19 protein-coding genes are annotated in these 18,801 nt (G+C 61.1%); all 19 read left to right on the plus strand.

The annotated features are described in order from the left end of the window. Positions 1–25: 25 nt before the first annotated feature. The 19 genes from fliD to fliN all read left to right on the plus strand — a co-directional run bounded on the left by fliD (position 26) and on the right by fliN (position 18,761). Positions 26–1,492 carry a flagellar filament capping protein FliD gene (fliD, locus tag CAG02_RS10825; RefSeq protein WP_085710455.1) on the plus strand — a complete coding sequence of 489 codons (1,467 nt, stop codon included), beginning with the start codon at positions 26–28 and terminating at the stop codon, positions 1,490–1,492. Positions 1,493–1,621: 129 nt separating this feature from the next. After that, positions 1,622–2,020, plus strand: coding sequence for a flagellar export chaperone FliS (fliS, locus tag CAG02_RS10830; protein WP_085710456.1), 399 nt, complete (start codon positions 1,622–1,624; stop codon positions 2,018–2,020). Positions 2,021–2,030: 10 nt separating this feature from the next. Beyond that, complete coding sequence (locus CAG02_RS10835) at positions 2,031–2,327, plus strand: flagellar protein FliT (RefSeq protein WP_085710457.1); 297 nt, start codon at positions 2,031–2,033, stop codon at positions 2,325–2,327. 172 nt (positions 2,328–2,499) lie between these two features. Further along, the gene (locus CAG02_RS10840) at positions 2,500–3,975 is read left to right on the plus strand and encodes a sigma-54 dependent transcriptional regulator (RefSeq protein WP_003222863.1); all 1,476 of its coding nucleotides are present in this window, start codon (positions 2,500–2,502) and stop codon (positions 3,973–3,975) included. A 110-nt stretch (positions 3,976–4,085) separates the two neighbouring features. Beyond that, on the plus strand, positions 4,086–5,297 hold the full coding sequence (locus CAG02_RS10845) for an ATP-binding protein (RefSeq protein WP_085710458.1): 1,212 nt from the start codon (positions 4,086–4,088) through the stop codon (positions 5,295–5,297). A gap of 5 nt (positions 5,298–5,302) precedes the next feature. Beyond that, positions 5,303–6,694: a sigma-54-dependent response regulator transcription factor FleR gene (gene fleR, locus CAG02_RS10850; protein WP_085710671.1), complete on the plus strand. Its 1,392-nt coding sequence runs from the start codon at positions 5,303–5,305 to the stop codon at positions 6,692–6,694. Positions 6,695–6,822: 128 nt separating this feature from the next. Then, positions 6,823–7,152, plus strand: a complete 330-nt coding sequence (gene fliE / locus CAG02_RS10855; protein ID WP_085710460.1) for a flagellar hook-basal body complex protein FliE — start codon at positions 6,823–6,825, stop codon at positions 7,150–7,152. A gap of 15 nt (positions 7,153–7,167) precedes the next feature. Continuing rightward, positions 7,168–8,955 carry a flagellar basal-body MS-ring/collar protein FliF gene (gene fliF, locus CAG02_RS10860; RefSeq protein WP_085710461.1) on the plus strand — a complete coding sequence of 596 codons (1,788 nt, stop codon included), beginning with the start codon at positions 7,168–7,170 and terminating at the stop codon, positions 8,953–8,955. Continuing rightward, entirely contained in the window at positions 8,948–9,967 is a 1,020-nt protein-coding gene (gene fliG, locus CAG02_RS10865) for a flagellar motor switch protein FliG (protein WP_007958288.1), read from the plus strand. The genes fliF and fliG overlap by 8 nt, the downstream gene beginning before the upstream one ends. Before the next feature lie 4 nt (positions 9,968–9,971). Then, a complete protein-coding gene (gene fliH, locus CAG02_RS10870) occupies positions 9,972–10,778 on the plus strand; it encodes a flagellar assembly protein FliH (protein ID WP_085710462.1) in 807 nt (268 codons plus the stop codon). Beyond that, complete coding sequence (fliI, locus tag CAG02_RS10875) at positions 10,768–12,126, plus strand: flagellar protein export ATPase FliI (protein ID WP_085710464.1); 1,359 nt, start codon at positions 10,768–10,770, stop codon at positions 12,124–12,126. The genes fliH and fliI overlap by 11 nt, the downstream gene beginning before the upstream one ends. A gap of 6 nt (positions 12,127–12,132) precedes the next feature. Continuing rightward, positions 12,133–12,582: a flagellar export protein FliJ gene (gene fliJ, locus CAG02_RS10880; RefSeq protein ID WP_065260770.1), complete on the plus strand. Its 450-nt coding sequence runs from the start codon at positions 12,133–12,135 to the stop codon at positions 12,580–12,582. Positions 12,583–12,683: 101 nt separating this feature from the next. Continuing rightward, positions 12,684–12,989, plus strand: coding sequence for an STAS domain-containing protein (locus CAG02_RS10885; protein ID WP_085710465.1), 306 nt, complete (start codon positions 12,684–12,686; stop codon positions 12,987–12,989). A 5-nt stretch (positions 12,990–12,994) separates the two neighbouring features. Continuing rightward, complete coding sequence (locus CAG02_RS10890; protein ID WP_085710467.1) at positions 12,995–14,698, plus strand: fused response regulator/phosphatase; 1,704 nt, start codon at positions 12,995–12,997, stop codon at positions 14,696–14,698. Between the two features lie 30 nt (positions 14,699–14,728). Further along, complete coding sequence (locus CAG02_RS10895; RefSeq protein WP_085710468.1) at positions 14,729–15,076, plus strand: Hpt domain-containing protein; 348 nt, start codon at positions 14,729–14,731, stop codon at positions 15,074–15,076. Positions 15,077–15,181: 105 nt separating this feature from the next. Next, a complete protein-coding gene (locus CAG02_RS10900) occupies positions 15,182–16,555 on the plus strand; it encodes a flagellar hook-length control protein FliK (protein WP_085710470.1) in 1,374 nt (457 codons plus the stop codon). A 212-nt stretch (positions 16,556–16,767) separates the two neighbouring features. Next, positions 16,768–17,268, plus strand: a complete 501-nt coding sequence (fliL, locus tag CAG02_RS10905; protein WP_085710471.1) for a flagellar basal body-associated protein FliL — start codon at positions 16,768–16,770, stop codon at positions 17,266–17,268. A 9-nt stretch (positions 17,269–17,277) separates the two neighbouring features. Further along, complete coding sequence (gene fliM, locus CAG02_RS10910; protein WP_003222890.1) at positions 17,278–18,246, plus strand: flagellar motor switch protein FliM; 969 nt, start codon at positions 17,278–17,280, stop codon at positions 18,244–18,246. A gap of 56 nt (positions 18,247–18,302) precedes the next feature. After that, positions 18,303–18,761: a flagellar motor switch protein FliN gene (gene fliN / locus CAG02_RS10915; protein ID WP_085710472.1), complete on the plus strand. Its 459-nt coding sequence runs from the start codon at positions 18,303–18,305 to the stop codon at positions 18,759–18,761. Positions 18,762–18,801 lie beyond the last annotated feature (40 nt).

The raw sequence follows: 18,801 nt of genomic DNA on the forward strand, positions 1-18,801 counted from the left end.
GGCAACAACCCCAAGGGAGATGCACATGGCAAGTCCAATTTTACCGGGTTCCGGCCTGGGTTCCGGCCTGGACATCGGTGCGATCGTTACTGCGCTGGTCAACGCCGACAAGTCGCCGAAACAGACGCAGATCGACAATGCGACAAAAACCAACACGCTGAAGATTTCCGGTGTCGGCACGCTGAAGAGTGCACTGACTGCATTCCAGACGGCGATGACCAACCTGGGCAGCAAGACCAACCCTGCGTTTGCCGGTTACACGGCGACTTCGGGTACGCCGACCGTTCTGGGCGCAACTTCGGATAACACCGCAGTCTCGGGCACATACAGTGTTGTTGTGAATAATCTGGCTACCGGCTCGAAAATAGCCAGTGCGTCCTTTGCCGGCGGTGCTGCCAGTGCCATTCCGAGTGGTACCCTGAAAATCAGTCAGAATGGCACTGATTACAATGTCACGATCCCGGCCAATGCGACCCTGCAGAGCACTCGTGATGCGATCAACACGGCCCAGGGCGTCAATGGTATTTCAGCCAACATTGTCACGGACAGTTCTGGCGCCTCGCGTCTGGTCATCAGTTCGAGCAAGACAGGCGCTGGTTCTGATCTGACGGTCAGCGGTATTGCCGGCCTGGAAATCGATGGCACCAAAACGATGGGTACCACGCCGGCGGCGGGTGATTCCGGAGCGGTCAACGGGCTCGCCCAAGATGCTTCGCTAACCATCGACGGCCTGAAGGTGACCAGCAAGAGCAACAACGTGACGGGTGCAATCAGTGGTTTGACCATGAACCTGCTGACGGTCCCCAATCCGCAAGGCACACCTGTCGTGGTGACTGTCGATGCGAACACCAAGGGCCTGCAGACCTCGGTTCAGGCTTTCGTTGATGCCTACAACACGCTGAAGACCACCGTCGATACCCTGACCAAGGCGACACCGGACGAAGATGGCAAGCTGACCGTTCAGGCGGCTTTTACCGGTGACTCTCTGCCGCGTTCGTTGATCGCTGATATTCGCGGCCAATTGACCATGCCGAGCAGCGGCAGCGATACCGGTCCGATGGCCTACTTGTCGCAGTTGGGTGTGATGACTGACAAGCTCACCGGTAACCTGACGTTTGACACTGTCGCGTTCAACAAGGTCATGTCCCAGCCGGGCATGACCGGTCAGGTCCAGCAGATGTTTACTGGCACCACCGACAGCAACGGTCTGTTGGCGCGTATGAGCAAGGCTGTGGATCCGTACCTGAAGGCACCAGCCGGTAGCAGCCCTACCGCCGTAGGCTTGCTTGATCAGCGCATGACCATCCTGAACGGCAACACCAAGAGCCTGACCAGCCAGCAGCTGGCGCTGGATCTGCGTGTTGCCAACCTGACCAAGACGCTGACGGCCAAGTACAACGCCATGGACTTGCTGGTAGGTCAGATGAAGGCAACGGCAAGCAACATCACCTCGTTCTTCAGCTCGCTGAACGCTCAGCAATCCGCGAAGTAACATGTAAGAGCGACAAAAACCCGGCTACGCTTTCGAGCGTGTGCCGGGTTTTTGTCTTATGGTCTAAAGTTTTTCGGCTCGCTGGCGATACACTGGTCATACGAGTCATTGTTGCAAATGAGGTAGAACATGAATCCGATGTTAGCCCTTCGGCAATACCAGAAAGTTGGCGCCCACGCTCAGACGTCCGAAGCGAGCCCTCACCGTCTGGTGCAAATGCTGATGGAAGGTGGCCTGGCACGTATTGCCCAGGCCAAAGGTGCGATCGAGCGCAAGGACATTCCTGCCAAGTGCACGGCGATCAGCAAGGCCATTGGCATCGTCAGCGGCTTGCGTGAAGGCCTGGATCTGGAGAATTCCGCCGATACGCTGGCTGATCTGGACGGGCTGTATATCTACATGATGAAGCGTCTTGCCGAAGCCAACATCAACAGCGATCCGCGTATTCTGGATGAAGTTGCCGGCTTGCTGAGCACGGTAAAAGAAGGCTGGGATGCCATTGCTCCTACGCCTGCTCCTCAGTTTTAAGGAGATCACCATGAGTCTTGTATTGCAGCGAATCGAAGAAACCCGTGTGGCGTTGGTCGGTGCCCTGGCCGAGCGCAACTGGGAGGCGATCGGTCAACTCGACCTGGATTGCCGTTCCTGCATGGAAGATGTCTTGAGTGAAGCTTCGCTGGATGAAGTCGCACTGCGTGACAATCTCGAGGAGCTGCTGCATGTCTACAAAGAGCTTCTTGAAGTCGCCATGGGTGAGCGTCAGGCGATAGTCGACGAGATGTCGCAGATCACCCAAGCGCAGAACGCGGCAAAGGTTTACCATCTGTTTGGTTAATTAACCCTCAGTTAATCCAGACATGTGCGCCATAAATTTGACTGTGCACGGTTTTTTGACTTAACTAGTGGCTGTTTTCAGATTTCAGGCGTCTACAGGCACGAAGTGTCCTGCAAGCGTCTCGCTTGCCCCTCGTTTCGGGCATTGAGTTGACTAGGGAAGTTGCTATTGCATGTGGCGTGAAACCAAAATTCTGCTGATCGATGACGATAGCGTCCGCCGCCGCGACCTGGCGGTGATTTTAAATTTTCTTGGCGAAGAAAATTTACCCTGCGGAAGCCATGACTGGCAGCAGGCAGTCGGCTCTTTGTCGTCTAGTCGTGAGGTCATTTGCGTACTGATCGGGACGGTCAATGCTCCTGGTGCGCTTTTGGGCCTGTTAAAGACACTCTCGACCTGGGATGAGTTCCTTCCGGTTTTGCTGATGGGCGATAATTCTTCGGTGGACTTGCCCGAAGACCAGCGCCGCCGGGTACTTTCGACCCTCGAAATGCCGCCGAGCTACAGCAAATTGCTGGACTCCCTGCACCGTGCCCAGGTCTATCGCGAAATGTACGACCAGGCCCGCGAGCGCGGCCGTCATCGCGAACCCAACTTGTTCCGCAGCCTCGTCGGCACCAGCCGGGCGATCCAGCATGTGCGCCAGATGATGCAGCAGGTGGCCGACACCGACGCCAGCGTGCTGATCCTCGGCGAGTCCGGCACCGGCAAGGAAGTGGTTGCGCGTAACCTGCATTACCATTCCAAGCGTCGTGATGCGCCGTTCGTGCCGGTCAACTGCGGGGCGATCCCGGCAGAACTGCTGGAAAGCGAACTGTTCGGCCACGAGAAGGGCGCCTTCACCGGCGCGATCACCAGCCGTGCCGGCCGCTTCGAGCTGGCCAACGGCGGTACGCTGTTCCTCGACGAAATTGGCGACATGCCGCTGCCGATGCAGGTCAAGCTGTTGCGCGTGCTGCAGGAGCGCACCTTCGAGCGCGTGGGCAGCAACAAGACCCAAAGCGTCGACGTGCGCATCATTGCCGCGACCCACAAGAATCTCGAAAGCATGATCGAGATCGGCACCTTCCGCGAAGACCTCTACTATCGCCTGAACGTGTTCCCGATCGAGATGGCGCCGCTGCGTGAGCGCGTCGAAGACATTCCGCTGCTGATGAACGAACTGATTTCGCGGATGGAGCACGAGAAGCGCGGCTCGATCCGCTTCAACTCCGCCGCGATCATGTCCCTGTGCCGCCACGGCTGGCCGGGCAACGTCCGCGAACTGGCCAACCTGGTGGAGCGCATGGCGATCATGCATCCGTACGGGGTGATCGGCGTGGTCGAGCTGCCGAAGAAATTCCGCTACGTCGACGACGAAGACGAGCAAATGGTCGACAGCCTGCGCAGCGATCTGGAAGAGCGCGTGGCGATCAACGGCCACACACCGGACTTCACCGCCAATGCCATGCTGCCGCCGGAAGGTCTCGACCTGAAGGACTACCTCGGTGGCCTGGAGCAGGGGCTGATCCAGCAGGCGCTGGATGATGCCAACGGTATCGTGGCCCGGGCCGCCGAACGCCTGCGCATTCGCCGCACCACGCTGGTGGAGAAGATGCGCAAGTACGGCATGAGCCGGCGTGAAGGTGATGAACAGGCGGATGATTGACGCCTGTTTTTCAAATCCTTCATTTATAAGCAGTTTTTTTTAGGCACGGGTATTGCTACATCCCTCGCAACGTTCCGTTTAACTGACGGTCAGCCAAGCGAGAGAGCACAATGCCCCAAGCCTCCCAGATGTCTTCTGTTCCCGAGTCCTCGGGGCAACTGCCGTCCGTAGAGCAGGCCAGTCGGCAGGGGCTTGAGCAGGCGTTCGCGCTGTTCAACCAGATGTCGAGTCAATTGACCGACTCCTACAGCATGCTTGAGGCGCGGGTCACCGAGCTCAAGGGTGAGCTGGCCGTGGTCAGCGCCCAGCGCATGCAGGAACTGGCGGAAAAAGAACGTCTGGCCAACCGTCTGCAAAATCTCCTGGATCTGTTGCCCGGCGGTGTCATCGTCATCGACGGTCACGGCATAGTGTGCGAGGCCAATCCGGCCGCCATCGATCTGCTGGGATTGCCGCTGGAAGGCGAGCTGTGGCGCCATGTCATTGCCCGTTGCTTCGCGCCCCGTGAAGACGACGGTCATGAAATCTCCCTGAGAAACGGTCGACGCCTGTCGATTGCCACCCGCTCGCTGGATGCCGAGCCGGGGCAGCTGGTGCTGCTCAACGACCTGACTGAAACCCGTCACTTGCAAGATCAACTGGCGCGTCACGAACGTCTGTCGTCGCTGGGGCGCATGGTCGCCTCGCTGGCTCATCAGATTCGTACGCCGCTTTCCGCCGCGCTGCTGTATGCCAGTCATTTGACCGAGCAGGCGCTGCCGGTCGCCACTCAGCAGCGGTTTGCCGGGCGCCTGAAGGAGCGTCTGCATGAACTGGAGCACCAGGTACGCGACATGCTGGTGTTCGCTCGCGGTGAATTGCCGCTGACCGACCGCATCACGCCCAATGCCCTGATGCAGTCGTTGCAGGCGGCAGCGTTGACCCATGTGCAGGATCTGCCAATTCGCTGGCAGTGCGACAGCCATGCAGGCGAGTTGCTGTGCAATCGCGACACGCTGGTCGGGGCAATCCTCAATCTGATCGAAAACGCGATTCAGGCCGGTGGCGGTGATGTGCGTCTGAAAGTGCATTGCTACACCCGCGACAATACCCTGCGCCTGTGCGTCAGTGACAACGGCGGCGGTATCGAGCCGGTGGTGCTGGCGCGGCTGGGCGAGCCGTTTTTTACCACCAAAGTCACCGGCACCGGCCTGGGCCTGACCGTGGTCAAGGCCGTGGCCCGTGCGCATCAGGGAGAATTGCAGCTGCGCTCGCGGGTCGGGCGCGGCACGTGCGCGCAGGTGATCCTGCCGATGTTTTCCGCTGTACAGGGAGCTGAGTGAAGGTCATGGGCATCAAGGTTCTGCTGGTCGAGGATGACCGTTCATTGCGCGAGGCGCTGGCCGATACGCTGCTGCTGGCCGGCCACGACTATCACGCCGTGGGTTCTGCCGAGGAGGCGCTGAAGGCCGTAGAGTGCGAGGCGTTCAGCCTGGTGGTCAGCGACGTCAACATGCCGGGCATGGACGGTCACCAGTTGCTCGGTCTGCTGCGCACGCGCCAGCCGCAATTGCCGGTGTTGCTGATGACCGCTCACGGCGCCGTCGAGCGTGCGGTCGATGCGATGCGTCAAGGCGCGGCGGACTATCTGGTCAAGCCATTCGAGCCCAAGGCGCTGCTGGATCTGGTCGCGCGCCATGCTTTGGGTAATCTCGGCACGGCTGACGCAGAAGGGCCGGTGGCCGTCGAGCCGGCCAGTGCGCAGTTGCTGGATCTGGCGGCGCGGGTCGCCCGCAGCGATTCCACCGTGCTGATTTCCGGCGAGTCCGGTACCGGCAAGGAAGTGCTGGCGCGCTACATTCACCAGCAATCCCATCGCGCGAGTCAGCCGTTCATTGCGATCAACTGCGCGGCGATCCCGGACAACATGCTTGAAGCGACATTGTTCGGTCACGAGAAAGGTTCGTTCACCGGCGCCATCGCGGCGCAGGCTGGCAAGTTCGAGCAGGCCGACGGCGGCACGATTCTGCTCGACGAGATTTCCGAAATGCCCCTGGGCTTGCAGGCCAAGTTGCTGCGAGTCTTGCAGGAGCGCGAAGTCGAGCGGGTCGGCGCACGCAAGCCGATCACTCTCGATATTCGTGTCGTCGCGACTACCAACCGTGATCTGGCGGGCGAAGTGGCGGCGGGGCGGTTCCGCGAAGACCTCTACTATCGCCTGTCGGTGTTTCCGCTGGCCTGGCGTCCGCTGCGTGAGCGGACCGCCGACATCCTGCCGCTGGCCGAGCGTCTTTTGGCCAAGCACGTCAATAAAATGAAGCATGCGATGGCGAAGTTCTCGCCCGAGGCGCAGGCGTGCCTGATCGGTTATCCATGGCCGGGCAACGTGCGCGAGCTGGATAACGCGGTGCAGCGGGCGTTGATTCTCCAGCAGGGCGGGTTGATCCAGCCGCAGGATTTCTGTCTCTCCGGGCCTGCGCTGTTCGCGCCGTTGCCGGTGGCGATGCCGGTCGCGCCCGTCATTCGTGAGGTCGAGATCGACGCCGATTCGGCCGGGGCGCTGGGCGATGACCTGCGTCGTCGCGAGTTCCAGATGATCATCGACACCCTGCGCACCGAACGCGGTCGACGCAAGGAAGCCGCGGAAAAACTCGGTATCAGCCCGCGTACATTGCGCTACAAACTGGCGCAGATGCGCGATGCCGGAATGGACGTCGAAGGGTATCTGTTCGCTACGTGAGCGGTGGCGCAAACGTTTGAAAACGCATTTCTCGAAGCGGTGCCCGTGAGCTGGCACCGTTGTTGCTAACACCTGAGTACCCGCCGAGTGAGTGTCAAAAAATTGCGGGCCGCCCAAGAGAGTAGACCATGAGCCAAGGTATTGAATTTAATCGGTTGATGATGGACATGAAGGCCATGCAAATGGACGCCATGTCGAAGCCGAAATCGACTGCCGCCGTCCCTGAAGTGGCGGGCAGCAGCTTTTCCGACATGCTCGGTCAGGCCATCAACAAAGTGAACGATACCCAACAGGCTTCGAGCCAATTGGCCAACGCGTTCGAAATCGGCAAGAGCGGCGTCGATTTGACGGATGTGATGATTTCCTCGCAGAAGGCCAGCGTGTCGTTCCAGGCTCTGACCCAGGTGCGCAACAAACTGGTTCAGGCTTATCAAGACATCATGCAGATGCCGGTTTAAGGACGAGATTGAGTCATGGCAGAAGCAGTCGCCGATAACGTTCCGGCCAAGGCCACCCCGATAGACGGCAAACCGCCGCTGTTCGGCCTGTCCTTCCTGGAAAACCTCTCCGAGATGACCATGCTGCGTCAGGTGGGCCTGTTGGTCGGCCTGGCCGCGAGCGTGGCGATTGGCTTTGCCGTGGTGCTGTGGTCGCAGCAACCGGACTACCGGCCTTTGTACGGCAGCCTTGCCGGTATGGACGCCAAGCAGGTCATGGACACCCTGGCCTCCGCCGACATTCCGTACACCGTTGAACCGAACTCCGGTGCCTTGCTGGTCAAGGCCGATGACCTGTCCCGTGCGCGACTGAAACTCGCCGCTGCTGGTGTCACTCCCAGCGACGGCAACATCGGTTTCGAGATTCTCGACAAGGAACAGGGTCTGGGCACCAGCCAGTTCATGGAAGCGACCCGTTACCGTCGCGGCCTCGAAGGCGAACTGGCCCGCACCATCTCCGCCCTGAACAACGTCAAGGGCGCGCGCGTTCACCTGGCGATCCCGAAAAGCTCGGTGTTCGTACGTGACGAGCGCAAGCCAAGCGCTTCGGTACTGGTCGAGTTGTACTCCGGCCGTTCGCTGGAGCCGGGCCAGGTGGTTGCCATCATCAATCTGGTGGCCACTTCCGTACCCGAGCTGAGCAAGTCGCAGATCACCGTCGTCGACCAGAAGGGCAACCTGCTGTCGGATCAGGCGGAAAATTCCGAAATGACCATGGCCGGCAAGCAGTTCGATTACAGCCGCCGCATGGAAAGCATGCTGACCCAGCGTGTGCACAATATCCTGCAACCAGTACTGGGTAACGATCGCTACAAGGCTGAAGTGTCGGCCGACATCGATTTCAGTGCCGTCGAATCCACCGCCGAGCAGTTCAACCCGGATCAGCCGGCGCTGCGCAGCGAGCAGTCGGTCAACGAACAACGTACCGCCAGCAATGGCCCGCAAGGCGTACCGGGTGCCCTGAGCAACCAGCCGCCGTCGCCAGCCTCCGCGCCGCAAACCACCGGCGGTGCCCAGGCTTCGACCGGCATGGTGCAACCTGGCCAGCCACTGGTCGATGCCAACGGTCAGCAGATCATGGACCCGGCCACCGGCCAGCCGATGCTCGCGCCGTACCCGGCGGACAAGCGTCAACAATCCACCAAGAACTTCGAACTCGACCGTTCCATCAGCCACACCAAACAGCAGCAGGGTCGCCTGAATCGCCTGTCGGTGTCGGTAGTGGTGGACGATCAGGTCAAGATCAACCCGGCCAACGGCGAAACCACCCGTGCGCCGTGGAGCGCCGACGAATTGGCGCGCTTCACTCGCCTGGTGCAGGACGCCGTCGGCTTCGACGCCAGCCGTGGCGACAGCGTCAGCGTGATCAACATGCCGTTCTCCGCCGAGCGCGGCGAAGTGATTGCCGACATTCCGTTCTACTCCCAGCCATGGTTCTGGGACATCGTCAAACAAGTGCTGGGTGTGTTGTTCATCCTGGTGCTGGTGTTCGGCGTGCTGCGTCCGGTGCTCAACAACATCACCGGCGGCGGCAAAGGCAAGGAACTGGCCGGTCTGGGCGGTGACGTGGAACTGGGTGGCATGGGCGGTCTGGACGGTGAACTGTCCAACGATCGCGTCAGCCTCGGCGGCCCGACCAGCATCCTGCTGCCGAGCCCGAGCGAAGGCTATGACGCTCAGTTGAACGCAATCAAGAGTCTGGTGGCAGAAGACCCGGGTCGTGTGGCCCAGGTCGTGAAAGAGTGGATTAACGCAGATGAGTGATAACCGAGCCGCCGTCGCCAAACTGTCCCGGGTCGATAAAGCCGCGATTCTGCTGCTGTCCCTGGGGTCGACCGATGCTGCACAAGTGCTGCGCCACATGGGCCCGAAAGAGGTTCAGCGAGTCGGCGTGGCCATGGCCCAGATGGGCAACGTCCACCGCGAGCAGGTCGAGCAGGTCATGAGCGAGTTCGTCGACATCGTCGGCGACCAGACCAGCCTGGGCGTCGGCTCCGACGACTACGTGCGCAAAATGCTCACCCAGGCCCTGGGTGAAGACAAGGCCAACGGCCTGATCGACCGCATCCTGTTGGGCGGCAACACCAGCGGCCTCGACAGCCTGAAATGGATGGAGCCGCGCGCCGTAGCCGACGTGATCCGCTACGAGCACCCGCAGATCCAGGCGATCGTGGTCGCGTACCTCGATCCGGATCAGGCCGGTGAAGTGCTGGGCAACTTCGACCACAAGGTGCGTCTGGACATCATCCTGCGCGTCTCGTCGTTGAACACCGTGCAGCCGGCCGCACTGAAAGAATTGAACCAGATCCTCGAGAAGCAGTTCTCCGGCAACTCGAACGCCTCGCGCACCACCCTGGGTGGCATCAAGCGGGCGGCTGACATCATGAACTTCCTCGACAGTTCGATCGAAGGCCAGCTCATGGACTCGATCCGCGAAGTCGACGAAGACCTGTCCGGTCAGATCGAAGACCTCATGTTCGTGTTCAACAACCTGGCCGATGTCGACGACCGCGGTATCCAGGCGCTGTTGCGCGAAGTGTCCTCCGATGTGCTGGTGCTGGCCCTCAAGGGGTCGGACGAAGGCGTCAAGGAAAAAATCTTCAAGAACATGTCCAAACGTGCTGCCGAACTGCTGCGCGACGACCTCGAGGCCAAGGGCCCGGTGCGCGTCAGCGACGTGGAGACAGCGCAGAAGGAAATCCTCACCATCGCCCGCCGTATGGCCGAAGCCGGAGAAATCGTGCTTGGTGGCAAGGGCGGCGAGGAAATGATCTAACACCATGGGCAAGAACGACGACGATGTGACGGACCTGATCCGTGCCCGGGACGTCCGCGGTTTCGAAACCTGGGCAATCCCCAGTTTCGATCCGCCGCCACCGGAACCCGAGCCGGAACCGGAGCCCGAACCGCCGGAAATGGAAGAAGTGCCGCTGGAGGAAGTCCAGCCACTGACCCTGGAAGAACTCGAAAGCATCCGTCAGGAGGCTTACAACGAGGGCTTCGCCATCGGCGAAAAAGAAGGTTTCCACAGCGCCAGCCTCAAGGTGCGCCAGGAAGCCGAGGTGGTCCTCTCCGCCAAGGTCAACAGCCTCGAGCAGTTGATGGTGAACCTGTTCGAGCCCATCGCCGAACAAGACACGCAGATTGAAAAGTCGCTGGTCGACCTCGTGCAGCACATCGCTCGCCAGGTGATCCAGCGCGAACTGGCCATCGACTCGACGCAGATCGAACACGTCATGCGCGACGCCCTCAAGCTGTTGCCGCTGGGCGTGGGCAATGTGCGGCTGTACGTCAATCCGCAGGACTTCGAACAGGTCAAAGCCCTGCGCGAACGTCATGAGGAAACCTGGCGTATCGTCGAGGACGAGTCGCTGCTGCCGGGCGGTTGCCGGGTCGAGACCGAACACAGCCGGATCGATGCGAGCATCGAAACCCGTGTCGGCCAGGTCATGGCCAAGCTGTTCGATCAACTGCACGAACAGGCCTTGCACCCGGCCGAACCGGATCTGAGCCTCGACTTGCCGGAAACGCCGAAACCGGCCCCTGTCACCGACGAGCCGCTCGCGGACGCCCCCGATGCGCCTTGAACGCACCAGTTTCGCCAAGCGCCTGAGCACCTATGCGGAGGCCACCGAAATCCCCGGTGCGCCGATCCTCGAAGGGCGCCTGCTGCGCATGGTCGGTCTGACCCTCGAAGCCGAAGGCCTGCGCGCCGCCATGGGCACGCGCTGCATGGTGATCAACGACGACAGCTATCACCCGTCGCAGGTTGAAGCCGAAGTGATGGGCTTTTCCGGCAGCAAGGTGTTCCTGATGCCGGTTGGCAGTGTTGCCGGTATTGCGCCGGGTGCCCGTGTGGTGCCGCTGGCCGATACCGGTCGCTTGCCGATGGGCATGAGCATGCTCGGTCGTGTGCTGGACGGCGCCGGACGTGCGCTGGACGGCAAGGGCGGCATGAAGGCCGAAGACTGGGTGCCGATGGACGGCCCGACCATCAACCCGCTCAACCGTGACCCGATCAGCGTGCCGCTGGACGTGGGCATTCGTTGCATCAACGGTTTGTTGACGGTCGGTCGCGGCCAGCGTCTGGGCCTGTTCGCCGGTACCGGTGTCGGTAAATCCGTTCTGTTGGGCATGATGACCCGCTTCACCGAGGCCGACATCATTGTCGTCGGCCTGATCGGCGAGCGGGGTCGAGAAGTTAAAGAATTCATCGAGCACATTCTCGGTGAAGAAGGCCTCAAGCGCTCCGTGGTTGTCGCGTCCCCTGCGGACGATGCGCCACTGATGCGTCTGCGCGCGGCGATGTACTGCACGCGGATCGCCGAATATTTCCGCGACAAGGGCAAGAATGTCCTGTTGCTGATGGATTCCCTGACCCGTTTTGCCCAGGCCCAGCGGGAAATCGCCCTGGCCATTGGCGAGCCGCCGGCGACCAAGGGTTATCCGCCTTCTGTGTTTGCCAAGCTGCCGAAACTGGTGGAGCGCGCCGGTAACGCGGAGAAGGGCGGGGGTTCGATCACTGCGTTCTACACCGTGCTGTCCGAGGGTGATGACCAGCAGGACCCGATTGCCGACTCGGCGCGGGGCGTGCTCGACGGCCACATCGTGTTGTCGCGGCGTTTGGCCGAAGAAGGGCATTACCCGGCCATCGACATCGAAGCGTCGATCAGCCGGGTCATGCCGGCCGTGGTGCCGCCCGATCACATGGTCCGGGCGCAATTCTTCAAGCAGCTGTGGTCGCGTTATCAGCAGAGTCGCGACCTGATCAGTGTCGGTGCCTACGTCGCCGGCGGTGATCGCGAGACTGACCTTGCCATCAATCTGCAGCCACAACTGGTCAGATACCTGCGCCAGGGTCTGAACGACAGCATCAGCCTGGGCGAAAGCGAGGCCTACCTCGAAACAATTCTCGCCCCTGCGACCGGCGGGTAACCGGCCATGGCCCTGAGCCGCGCCGCGCGTCTGGCACCGGTGGTGGAAATGGCCGAAAAGGCCGAGAAAACCGCCGTGCAGCGTCTCGGGTATTTCCAGGGACAGGTGAAAGTGGCCGAAAGCAAACTCGCCGACCTGCATGCCTTTCGTCTGGATTACTCCGAGCAATGGATCGTGCGCGGCAGCACCGGGGTGACCGGGCAGTGGTTGCTCGGGTTTCAGGGGTTTCTGACCCAGCTCGATACGGCGGTCGACCAGCAACGGCAAAGCCTGCAATGGCACCAGAACAATCTGGACAAGGCTCGCGAGGCCTGGCAACAGGCGTTTGCCCGGGTCGAAGGCTTGCGAAAACTTGTACAACGCTACCGCGATGAAGCCCAGCGCGCCGAAGACAAGCGCGAACAGAAACTGCTGGACGAACTGTCCCAGCGCCTGCCGCGCCGTGATGTCTACTGACGGGTTGATCTCTGACAGTTTGCGGTGACTTCCTGCCTTGCCCCTTACCCTTGCAAGTGCTAAACCTTGTACAGGTTCGTCAATGACAAGGAAGCCAGTACATGTCAGTCGTTACAGAAGTTTCTCCGGATGGCCAAAAGCTGACGATCTCGATCAAGGGCCGGTTCGATTTCGGTCGCCATCAGGAGTTTCGCGAGTCCTACGAGCGACTCAATAAAAAGCCCGATTCCATCGTGGTGGATCTCAAGGATGCCACCTATCTCGACAGCTCGGCCCTGGGCATGCTGCTTCTGCTGCGCGATCATGCCGGCGGCGACAACTCGGACGTGCGGGTGGTCAACAGCAATTCGGATGTGCGCAAGATCCTCGCCATCTCCAACTTCGACAAACTGTTCGACATCAGTTGACGGCCATGCAGCCGCAAGAACCCCTGACGATCCTGATCGCCGAGGACAGCGCCGCTGACCGGCTGCTGTTGTCGACCATCGTGCGACGTCAGGGGCATGCGGTACTGACGGCCGCCAATGGGGCCGAAGCGGTCGAGGTGTTTTCCAGTCAGCAGCCGCACCTGGTGCTGATGGATGCCATGATGCCGGTCATGGATGGCTTTGAAGCCGCACGGCAGATCAAGGTGCTGGCCGGTGAAAACCTGGTGCCGATCATATTCCTCACGTCGCTGACCGAAAGTGAAGCCTTGGTGCGATGCCTGGAGGCCGGCGGCGACGACTTTCTGGCGAAGCCGTACAACCAGGTGATCCTGTCCGCCAAAATCAAGGCGATGGATCGCTTGCGCCGCCTGCAAGCCACGGTGCTGGAGCAGCGCGACCTGATTGCCCGGCACCACGACTACCTGCTCAACGAGCAGCGGGTCGCCAAGGCGGTTTTCGACAAGGTCGCGCATTCCGGTTGCCTGAGTGCGCCGAATATCCGCTACCTGCAATCACCCTATGCGCTGTTCAACGGCGATCTGCTGCTGGCAGCCTACACGCCTGCCGGCGACATGCATGTGTTGCTCGGTGACTTCACCGGCCATGGTCTGCCGGCGGCGGTGGGGGCCATGCCGTTGGCGGAAGTGTTCTACGGCATGACTGCCAAGGGGTACGGGCTGGCCGAAACCCTGCGGGAAATGAACGCCAAGCTCAAGCGCATCCTGCCGGTGGACATGTTCTGCTGCGCCACGCTGCTCTGCCTGAGTTTTCAGCGGCGCAGCGTGGAGATCTGGAACGGCGGCATGCCCGACGGTTATCTGCATCGCATCGCTACGGGCGAACGGGTGCCGCTTGCGGCGCGACATCTGCCTTTGGGCGTGCTCAGTCCGCAGGCTTTCGATGACCGCACCGAAGTGCTGTCGATGGCGGTGGGCGATCGGGTGTTCCTGTTGTCCGACGGGGTGATCGACACCTGCGACGCCAATGATCAGCTGTTCGGTGTCGAGCGCCTGCAGCGGGTGTTTGCCGGCAATCGCCAGCCGGATCGGCTATTCGCCGAGATCGAGCAGGCCTTGCAGGATTTTCGCGGCGAAGCCCGGGACGATGTGAGCATGGTCGAGGTCAGCCTGCTGGAAATGGCGCAGGTCAATCCGTCGGCACCGGTGTACTCCGACAGTGGCCAGTCCTGTCCGCTGGACTGGTCGGTGAGTTTCGAATTTCGCGGCGCCACGCTCAAGCGCTTCAATCCGCTACCCTACCTGCTGCAATTGCTGCTTGAAGTGCATGGCTTGCGCACGCAGAGTGGCGCACTGTACAGCGTGCTCGCCGAGCTTTACTCCAATGCGCTGGAGCATGGGGTGCTGGGGCTGGATTCCAGCCTCAAGCGCGACGCTTCGGGTTTCGCCCGTTACTATGAGCAACGCAATGCGCGCCTCGATGCCCTGCAGGATGGATATGTGCGCGTGCATCTGGAGGTTCGTCCGGAGGGCGAGGGCGGTTGTCTGGTCGTGCGTGTCGAAGACAGCGGCAAAGGCTTTGACGTGGCTCGGGTGATGGACCGGCCCCTCGACGGTGTCCGCCTGTCGGGGCGCGGCGTCAGTCTGATCCGGCAATTGAGCAGGAATCCAAGCTGGTCGGACGATGGTCGTAGTGCTCGCGTGGAGTTTTTCTGGGAGGCTCTGGCATAATCCGCGCATTCTTGATCAAGGAGTGAACAAGTGACTGATGCCTGTGTAGATCGCGACGTACTGAGTGCGTTGCAAGAAGTCATGGAGGATGGCTATCCGGAATTGCTGGATACGTTCCTGGCAGATTCCGAAGCGCGCCTGCGTGAACTGCAAAAAACCGCCGATGCCGACGCCTTGTCGTCGGTGGCTCATAGCTTCAAAGGCAGTAGCAGCAATATGGGGGCGACCCGTCTTGCTGAACTTTGTCAGGAGCTGGAGCAGCACGCCAGGGACAAGAGCCCGTCCGAAATCATCAAGCTGGTGGCCGACATCCATGACGAGTTTGCGGATGTGCGCCCCGTCTATGAAGCCGAGCGACAGCGCTCTCCCGCCCATTGAGTCAACCGTCCGGCGTTTTTATCCGGCGCCGGACGAAACTGGCCCGGCACTTGCAGTCATCTCGTTCAACTGTACCTACGATCCCAGTGCAGCGGAGACCGTGCCATGCCTGCAACCCCTAACATTCTTATTCAGACTGCCGCCCAGGCCAAGGCGCAAGCCGCCTCTGCCAAACCGTCAGTGGTGGCCGCAGGCCCCGGGGACAAGGCTTCGAGCTTCGCTCAGGTGTTTGCCGATCAGGGGCAGAACAAGCCTTCCGTCACGGTCGATAACTCGGTAAAGCCCGCACGCGACAAGGTCGCCGACAACAGCGGCAAGAAGGACGCCGGCAAGGATCAGTCTGCCGCTCCGGACGCCACGGTTGCCGATAGCGGCAAAGCCTTGCCCGCCGATAAAACGTCATCGACAGCTGCGGACGACAAGGCCGCCAGCGACGATACCTCCGATACGCCGACCACGCCGGTCGCCGACACCACCCCGGTTGTGGATCCGACGCTGGACCCGGCGCTGATGCAGGTCGTGCAGCCGGTTGTCACGCCGCCGGTTGTCGCTGCGCCGGTCGTTGAAACACCTCCGGTGAAGCCAGAGGCCCAGGCGCCGGCGGTGGCGGCATTGCCGGCTGCTGCCACGGCAGCGCCTGCCGCCGACAGTGATTTCGATCCCGAGGCCGATCCACTCGATTCGATGCCGGCCTTGCGTATGGCGATGGAGCAGAGCGGTCACATTTCCGCGTCCAGCCAGTCGCAGCCCAAGGCGACGCCGGCCCAGACTCAGGCTGACGGCGAACTGACCTCGGCTCAGACCTTCGCCGCCGGCATGGCCAGCATGCTGGATGTGCAGGCCGACAAGGACAGCACCAGTCAGGGCGGCGAAAAGGCCTTCAGTGGTCTGATCGACGATGGTCTGAAAGACCTGAAATCCGCCACCAGCGATACCCGCGTCGATGATTTCGCCAACCGTCTGGCGGCACTGACTCAGGCCGCCACACCGAAAACCGCCAACGCGGTGCCGGTGAACCAGCCGATTGCCATGCATCAGAACGGCTGGACCGAAGAAGTGGTCAACCGCGTCATGTACCTGTCGAGCAACAACCTGAAGTCTGCCGATATCCAGTTGCAGCCGGCTGAGCTGGGTCGCCTGGATATCCGGGTGAACATGGTGCCGGACCAGCAGACCCAGGTGACCTTCATGAGTGCTCACCCGAGCGTTCGCGAAGCCCTCGACGGCCAGATGCATCGCCTGCGTGACATGTTCACCCAGCAGGGCATGGGGCAGGTCGATGTCAACGTTTCCGACCAGAACCGTGGCTGGCAAGGGCAGGGTCAGGAGCAGGCCCAGCAGGGCCAGACGGGACGCACCAGCGCCGCCGGCGGTCGCCTGGACTCTTCGGAAGAAGAGTTGACGTCTGCGGCCGTGGCTGAAGCGGCTGCTGCGACTACTCACGTGATCGGCTCCAGCGCCGTCGACTACTACGCCTGATATACAAGGCAAATTAACTGTGGGAGCGAGCTTGCTCGCGAAGGCTTTTTGACGAACAACGCCTGTGTTGAATGTTAAACCGCTTTCGCGAGCAAGCTCGCTCCCACAGTTGTTTGCGCTGCCCCTGTCTACCGCTCCGACACTTCTGGCATAACACTTGCTCTTGCCTTGCCGTGCGACTGTGAAAACCCGATTAGTGACGGATTATTGGCATGGCGAAGAGCGAAGCAGCAGTAAAAGACCCCGCAACCAAAGGCAAACTCAAGATGATCATCGCGATCGTGCTCGGGTTGCTGCTGGCCATCGGCGCGTCTGTGGGGGCGACGTGGTTCTTCATGCACAGCGCCCAGAGCAAACCTGCGGCTGCCGTGGAAACCGCTCCGGTCGGCAAGCAGCCGGCGATTTTCGAGCCGATGGCGCCGGCCTTCGTGGCCAACTACAACCAGAACGGCCGTCAGCGCTACATGCAGGTGAGCATCACCATGCTGGCGCGCAACCAGGCTGATCTGGAAGCGCTCAAAGTGCACATGCCGGTGATCCGCAACAACCTGGTGATGCTCTTCTCCGGTCAGGATTTCGCCACATTGGCGACGCCGGTCGGCCAGGAGATGTTGCGCCAGAAGGCCACGGCCAGCGTCCAGGAAGTGGCGCAGAAAGAGCTGGGCAAAGTGGTGATCGAACAGTTGCTTTTCACTAATTTCGTACTGCAGTAGGAACACGACATGGCCGTGCAGGATCTGCTGTCCCAGGATGAAATCGACGCGCTGTTGCATGGCGTCGACGATGGTCTGGTACAGACCGATAACGCTGCCGAACCCGGCAGTGTCAAAAGCTACGACCTGACCAGCCAGGATCGCATCGTCCGTGGACGCATGCCGACTCTGGAGATGATCAACGAGCGTTTTGCCCGCTACACCCGCATCAGCATGTTCAACATGCTGCGCCGCTCGGCGGACGTTGCCGTCGGTGGCGTGCAGGTGATGAAGTTCGGCGAATACGTGCACTCGCTGTACGTACCGACCAGTCTCAACCTGGTCAAGATCAAACCCCTGCGCGGCACCGCGCTGTTCATCCTCGACGCCAAACTGGTGTTCAAGCTGGTGGACAACTTCTTCGGCGGCGACGGCCGTCACGCGAAGATCGAAGGGCGTGAATTCACCCCGACCGAACTGCGCGTAGTGCGCATGGTGCTGGAGCAGGCGTTCGTCGATCTGAAAGAAGCCTGGCAGGCGATCATGGAAGTCAACTTCGAGTACATCAACTCGGAAGTGAACCCGGCCATGGCCAACATCGTCGGCCCGAGCGAAGCGATCGTGGTCTCCACGTTCCACATCGAACTCGACGGCGGTGGCGGCGACCTGCACGTGACCATGCCGTACTCGATGATCGAGCCGGTGCGCGAAATGCTCGACGCCGGTTTCCAGTCGGACCTCGACGACCAGGACGAGCGCTGGGTCAACGCCCTGCGCCAGGACGTGCTGGATGTCGACGTGCCGATCGGCGCCACCGTGGCTCGCCGCCAGCTGAAACTGCGCGACATCCTGCACATGCAGCCGGGTGACGTGATCCCGGTCGAGATGCCGGAAGACATGATCATGCGCGCCAACGGCGTGCCGGCCTTCAAGGTCAAGATGGGTTCGCACAAAGGCAACCTCGCGTTGCAGGTGATCGAGCCGATCGAGCGCCGCTGAAGCGGCGCAACACCCCTTACGCCTTTAACTGAATTGTTGCCCGCCGAGGACAAATGATGAACGACGAAATGAACGCCCAGGACGATCAGGCACTGGCCGACGAGTGGGCTGCCGCCCTGGAAGAAACCGGTGAAGCCGGGCAGGCCGACATCGACGCGCTGCTGGCCGCCGACGCTGGCGTTTCGAGCTCCAACCGTCTGCCGATGGAAGAATTCGGCAGCGTGCCGAAGAGCAACGAGCCGGTCAGCCTGGACGGTCCGAACCTGGACGTGATCCTCGACATCCCGGTGTCTATCTCGATGGAAGTGGGCAGCACCGACATCAACATCCGCAACCTGCTGCAACTCAACCAGGGTTCGGTGATCGAGCTCGATCGTCTAGCCGGTGAGCCGCTGGACGTGCTGGTCAACGGCACCCTCATCGCCCACGGCGAAGTGGTTGTGGTCAACGAAAAGTTCGGCATCCGCCTGACCGACGTGATCAGCCCAAGCGAACGCATCAAGAAGTTGCGCTGAGTGAAAAAGGTTCTGGGTTCCTTGCTGGCCGCGGTGCTGG

The organism is Pseudomonas sp. R43(2017) (assembly GCF_002112345.1).
Classification (GTDB): domain Bacteria; phylum Pseudomonadota; class Gammaproteobacteria; order Pseudomonadales; family Pseudomonadaceae; genus Aquipseudomonas; species Aquipseudomonas kribbensis.

Coding starts and splice junctions, on each gene's coding strand:
- fliM (WP_003222890.1), top strand. CDS start 17,278: ATGGCCGTGCAGGATCTGCTGTCCCAGGATGAAATCGACGCGCTGTTG.
- fleR (WP_085710671.1), top strand. CDS start 5,303: ATGGGCATCAAGGTTCTGCTGGTCGAGGATGACCGTTCATTGCGCGAG.
- fliJ (WP_065260770.1), top strand. CDS start 12,133: ATGGCCCTGAGCCGCGCCGCGCGTCTGGCACCGGTGGTGGAAATGGCC.
- fliE (WP_085710460.1), top strand. CDS start 6,823: ATGAGCCAAGGTATTGAATTTAATCGGTTGATGATGGACATGAAGGCC.
- CAG02_RS10890 (WP_085710467.1), top strand. CDS start 12,995: ATGCAGCCGCAAGAACCCCTGACGATCCTGATCGCCGAGGACAGCGCC.
- fliI (WP_085710464.1), top strand. CDS start 10,768: ATGCGCCTTGAACGCACCAGTTTCGCCAAGCGCCTGAGCACCTATGCG.
- fliG (WP_007958288.1), top strand. CDS start 8,948: ATGAGTGATAACCGAGCCGCCGTCGCCAAACTGTCCCGGGTCGATAAA.
- CAG02_RS10885 (WP_085710465.1), top strand. CDS start 12,684: ATGTCAGTCGTTACAGAAGTTTCTCCGGATGGCCAAAAGCTGACGATC.
- CAG02_RS10845 (WP_085710458.1), top strand. CDS start 4,086: ATGCCCCAAGCCTCCCAGATGTCTTCTGTTCCCGAGTCCTCGGGGCAA.
- fliF (WP_085710461.1), top strand. CDS start 7,168: ATGGCAGAAGCAGTCGCCGATAACGTTCCGGCCAAGGCCACCCCGATA.
- CAG02_RS10835 (WP_085710457.1), top strand. CDS start 2,031: ATGAGTCTTGTATTGCAGCGAATCGAAGAAACCCGTGTGGCGTTGGTC.
- fliD (WP_085710455.1), top strand. CDS start 26: ATGGCAAGTCCAATTTTACCGGGTTCCGGCCTGGGTTCCGGCCTGGAC.
- fliS (WP_085710456.1), top strand. CDS start 1,622: ATGAATCCGATGTTAGCCCTTCGGCAATACCAGAAAGTTGGCGCCCAC.
- fliH (WP_085710462.1), top strand. CDS start 9,972: ATGGGCAAGAACGACGACGATGTGACGGACCTGATCCGTGCCCGGGAC.
- fliL (WP_085710471.1), top strand. CDS start 16,768: ATGGCGAAGAGCGAAGCAGCAGTAAAAGACCCCGCAACCAAAGGCAAA.
- fliN (WP_085710472.1), top strand. CDS start 18,303: ATGAACGACGAAATGAACGCCCAGGACGATCAGGCACTGGCCGACGAG.
- CAG02_RS10840 (WP_003222863.1), top strand. CDS start 2,500: ATGTGGCGTGAAACCAAAATTCTGCTGATCGATGACGATAGCGTCCGC.
- CAG02_RS10900 (WP_085710470.1), top strand. CDS start 15,182: ATGCCTGCAACCCCTAACATTCTTATTCAGACTGCCGCCCAGGCCAAG.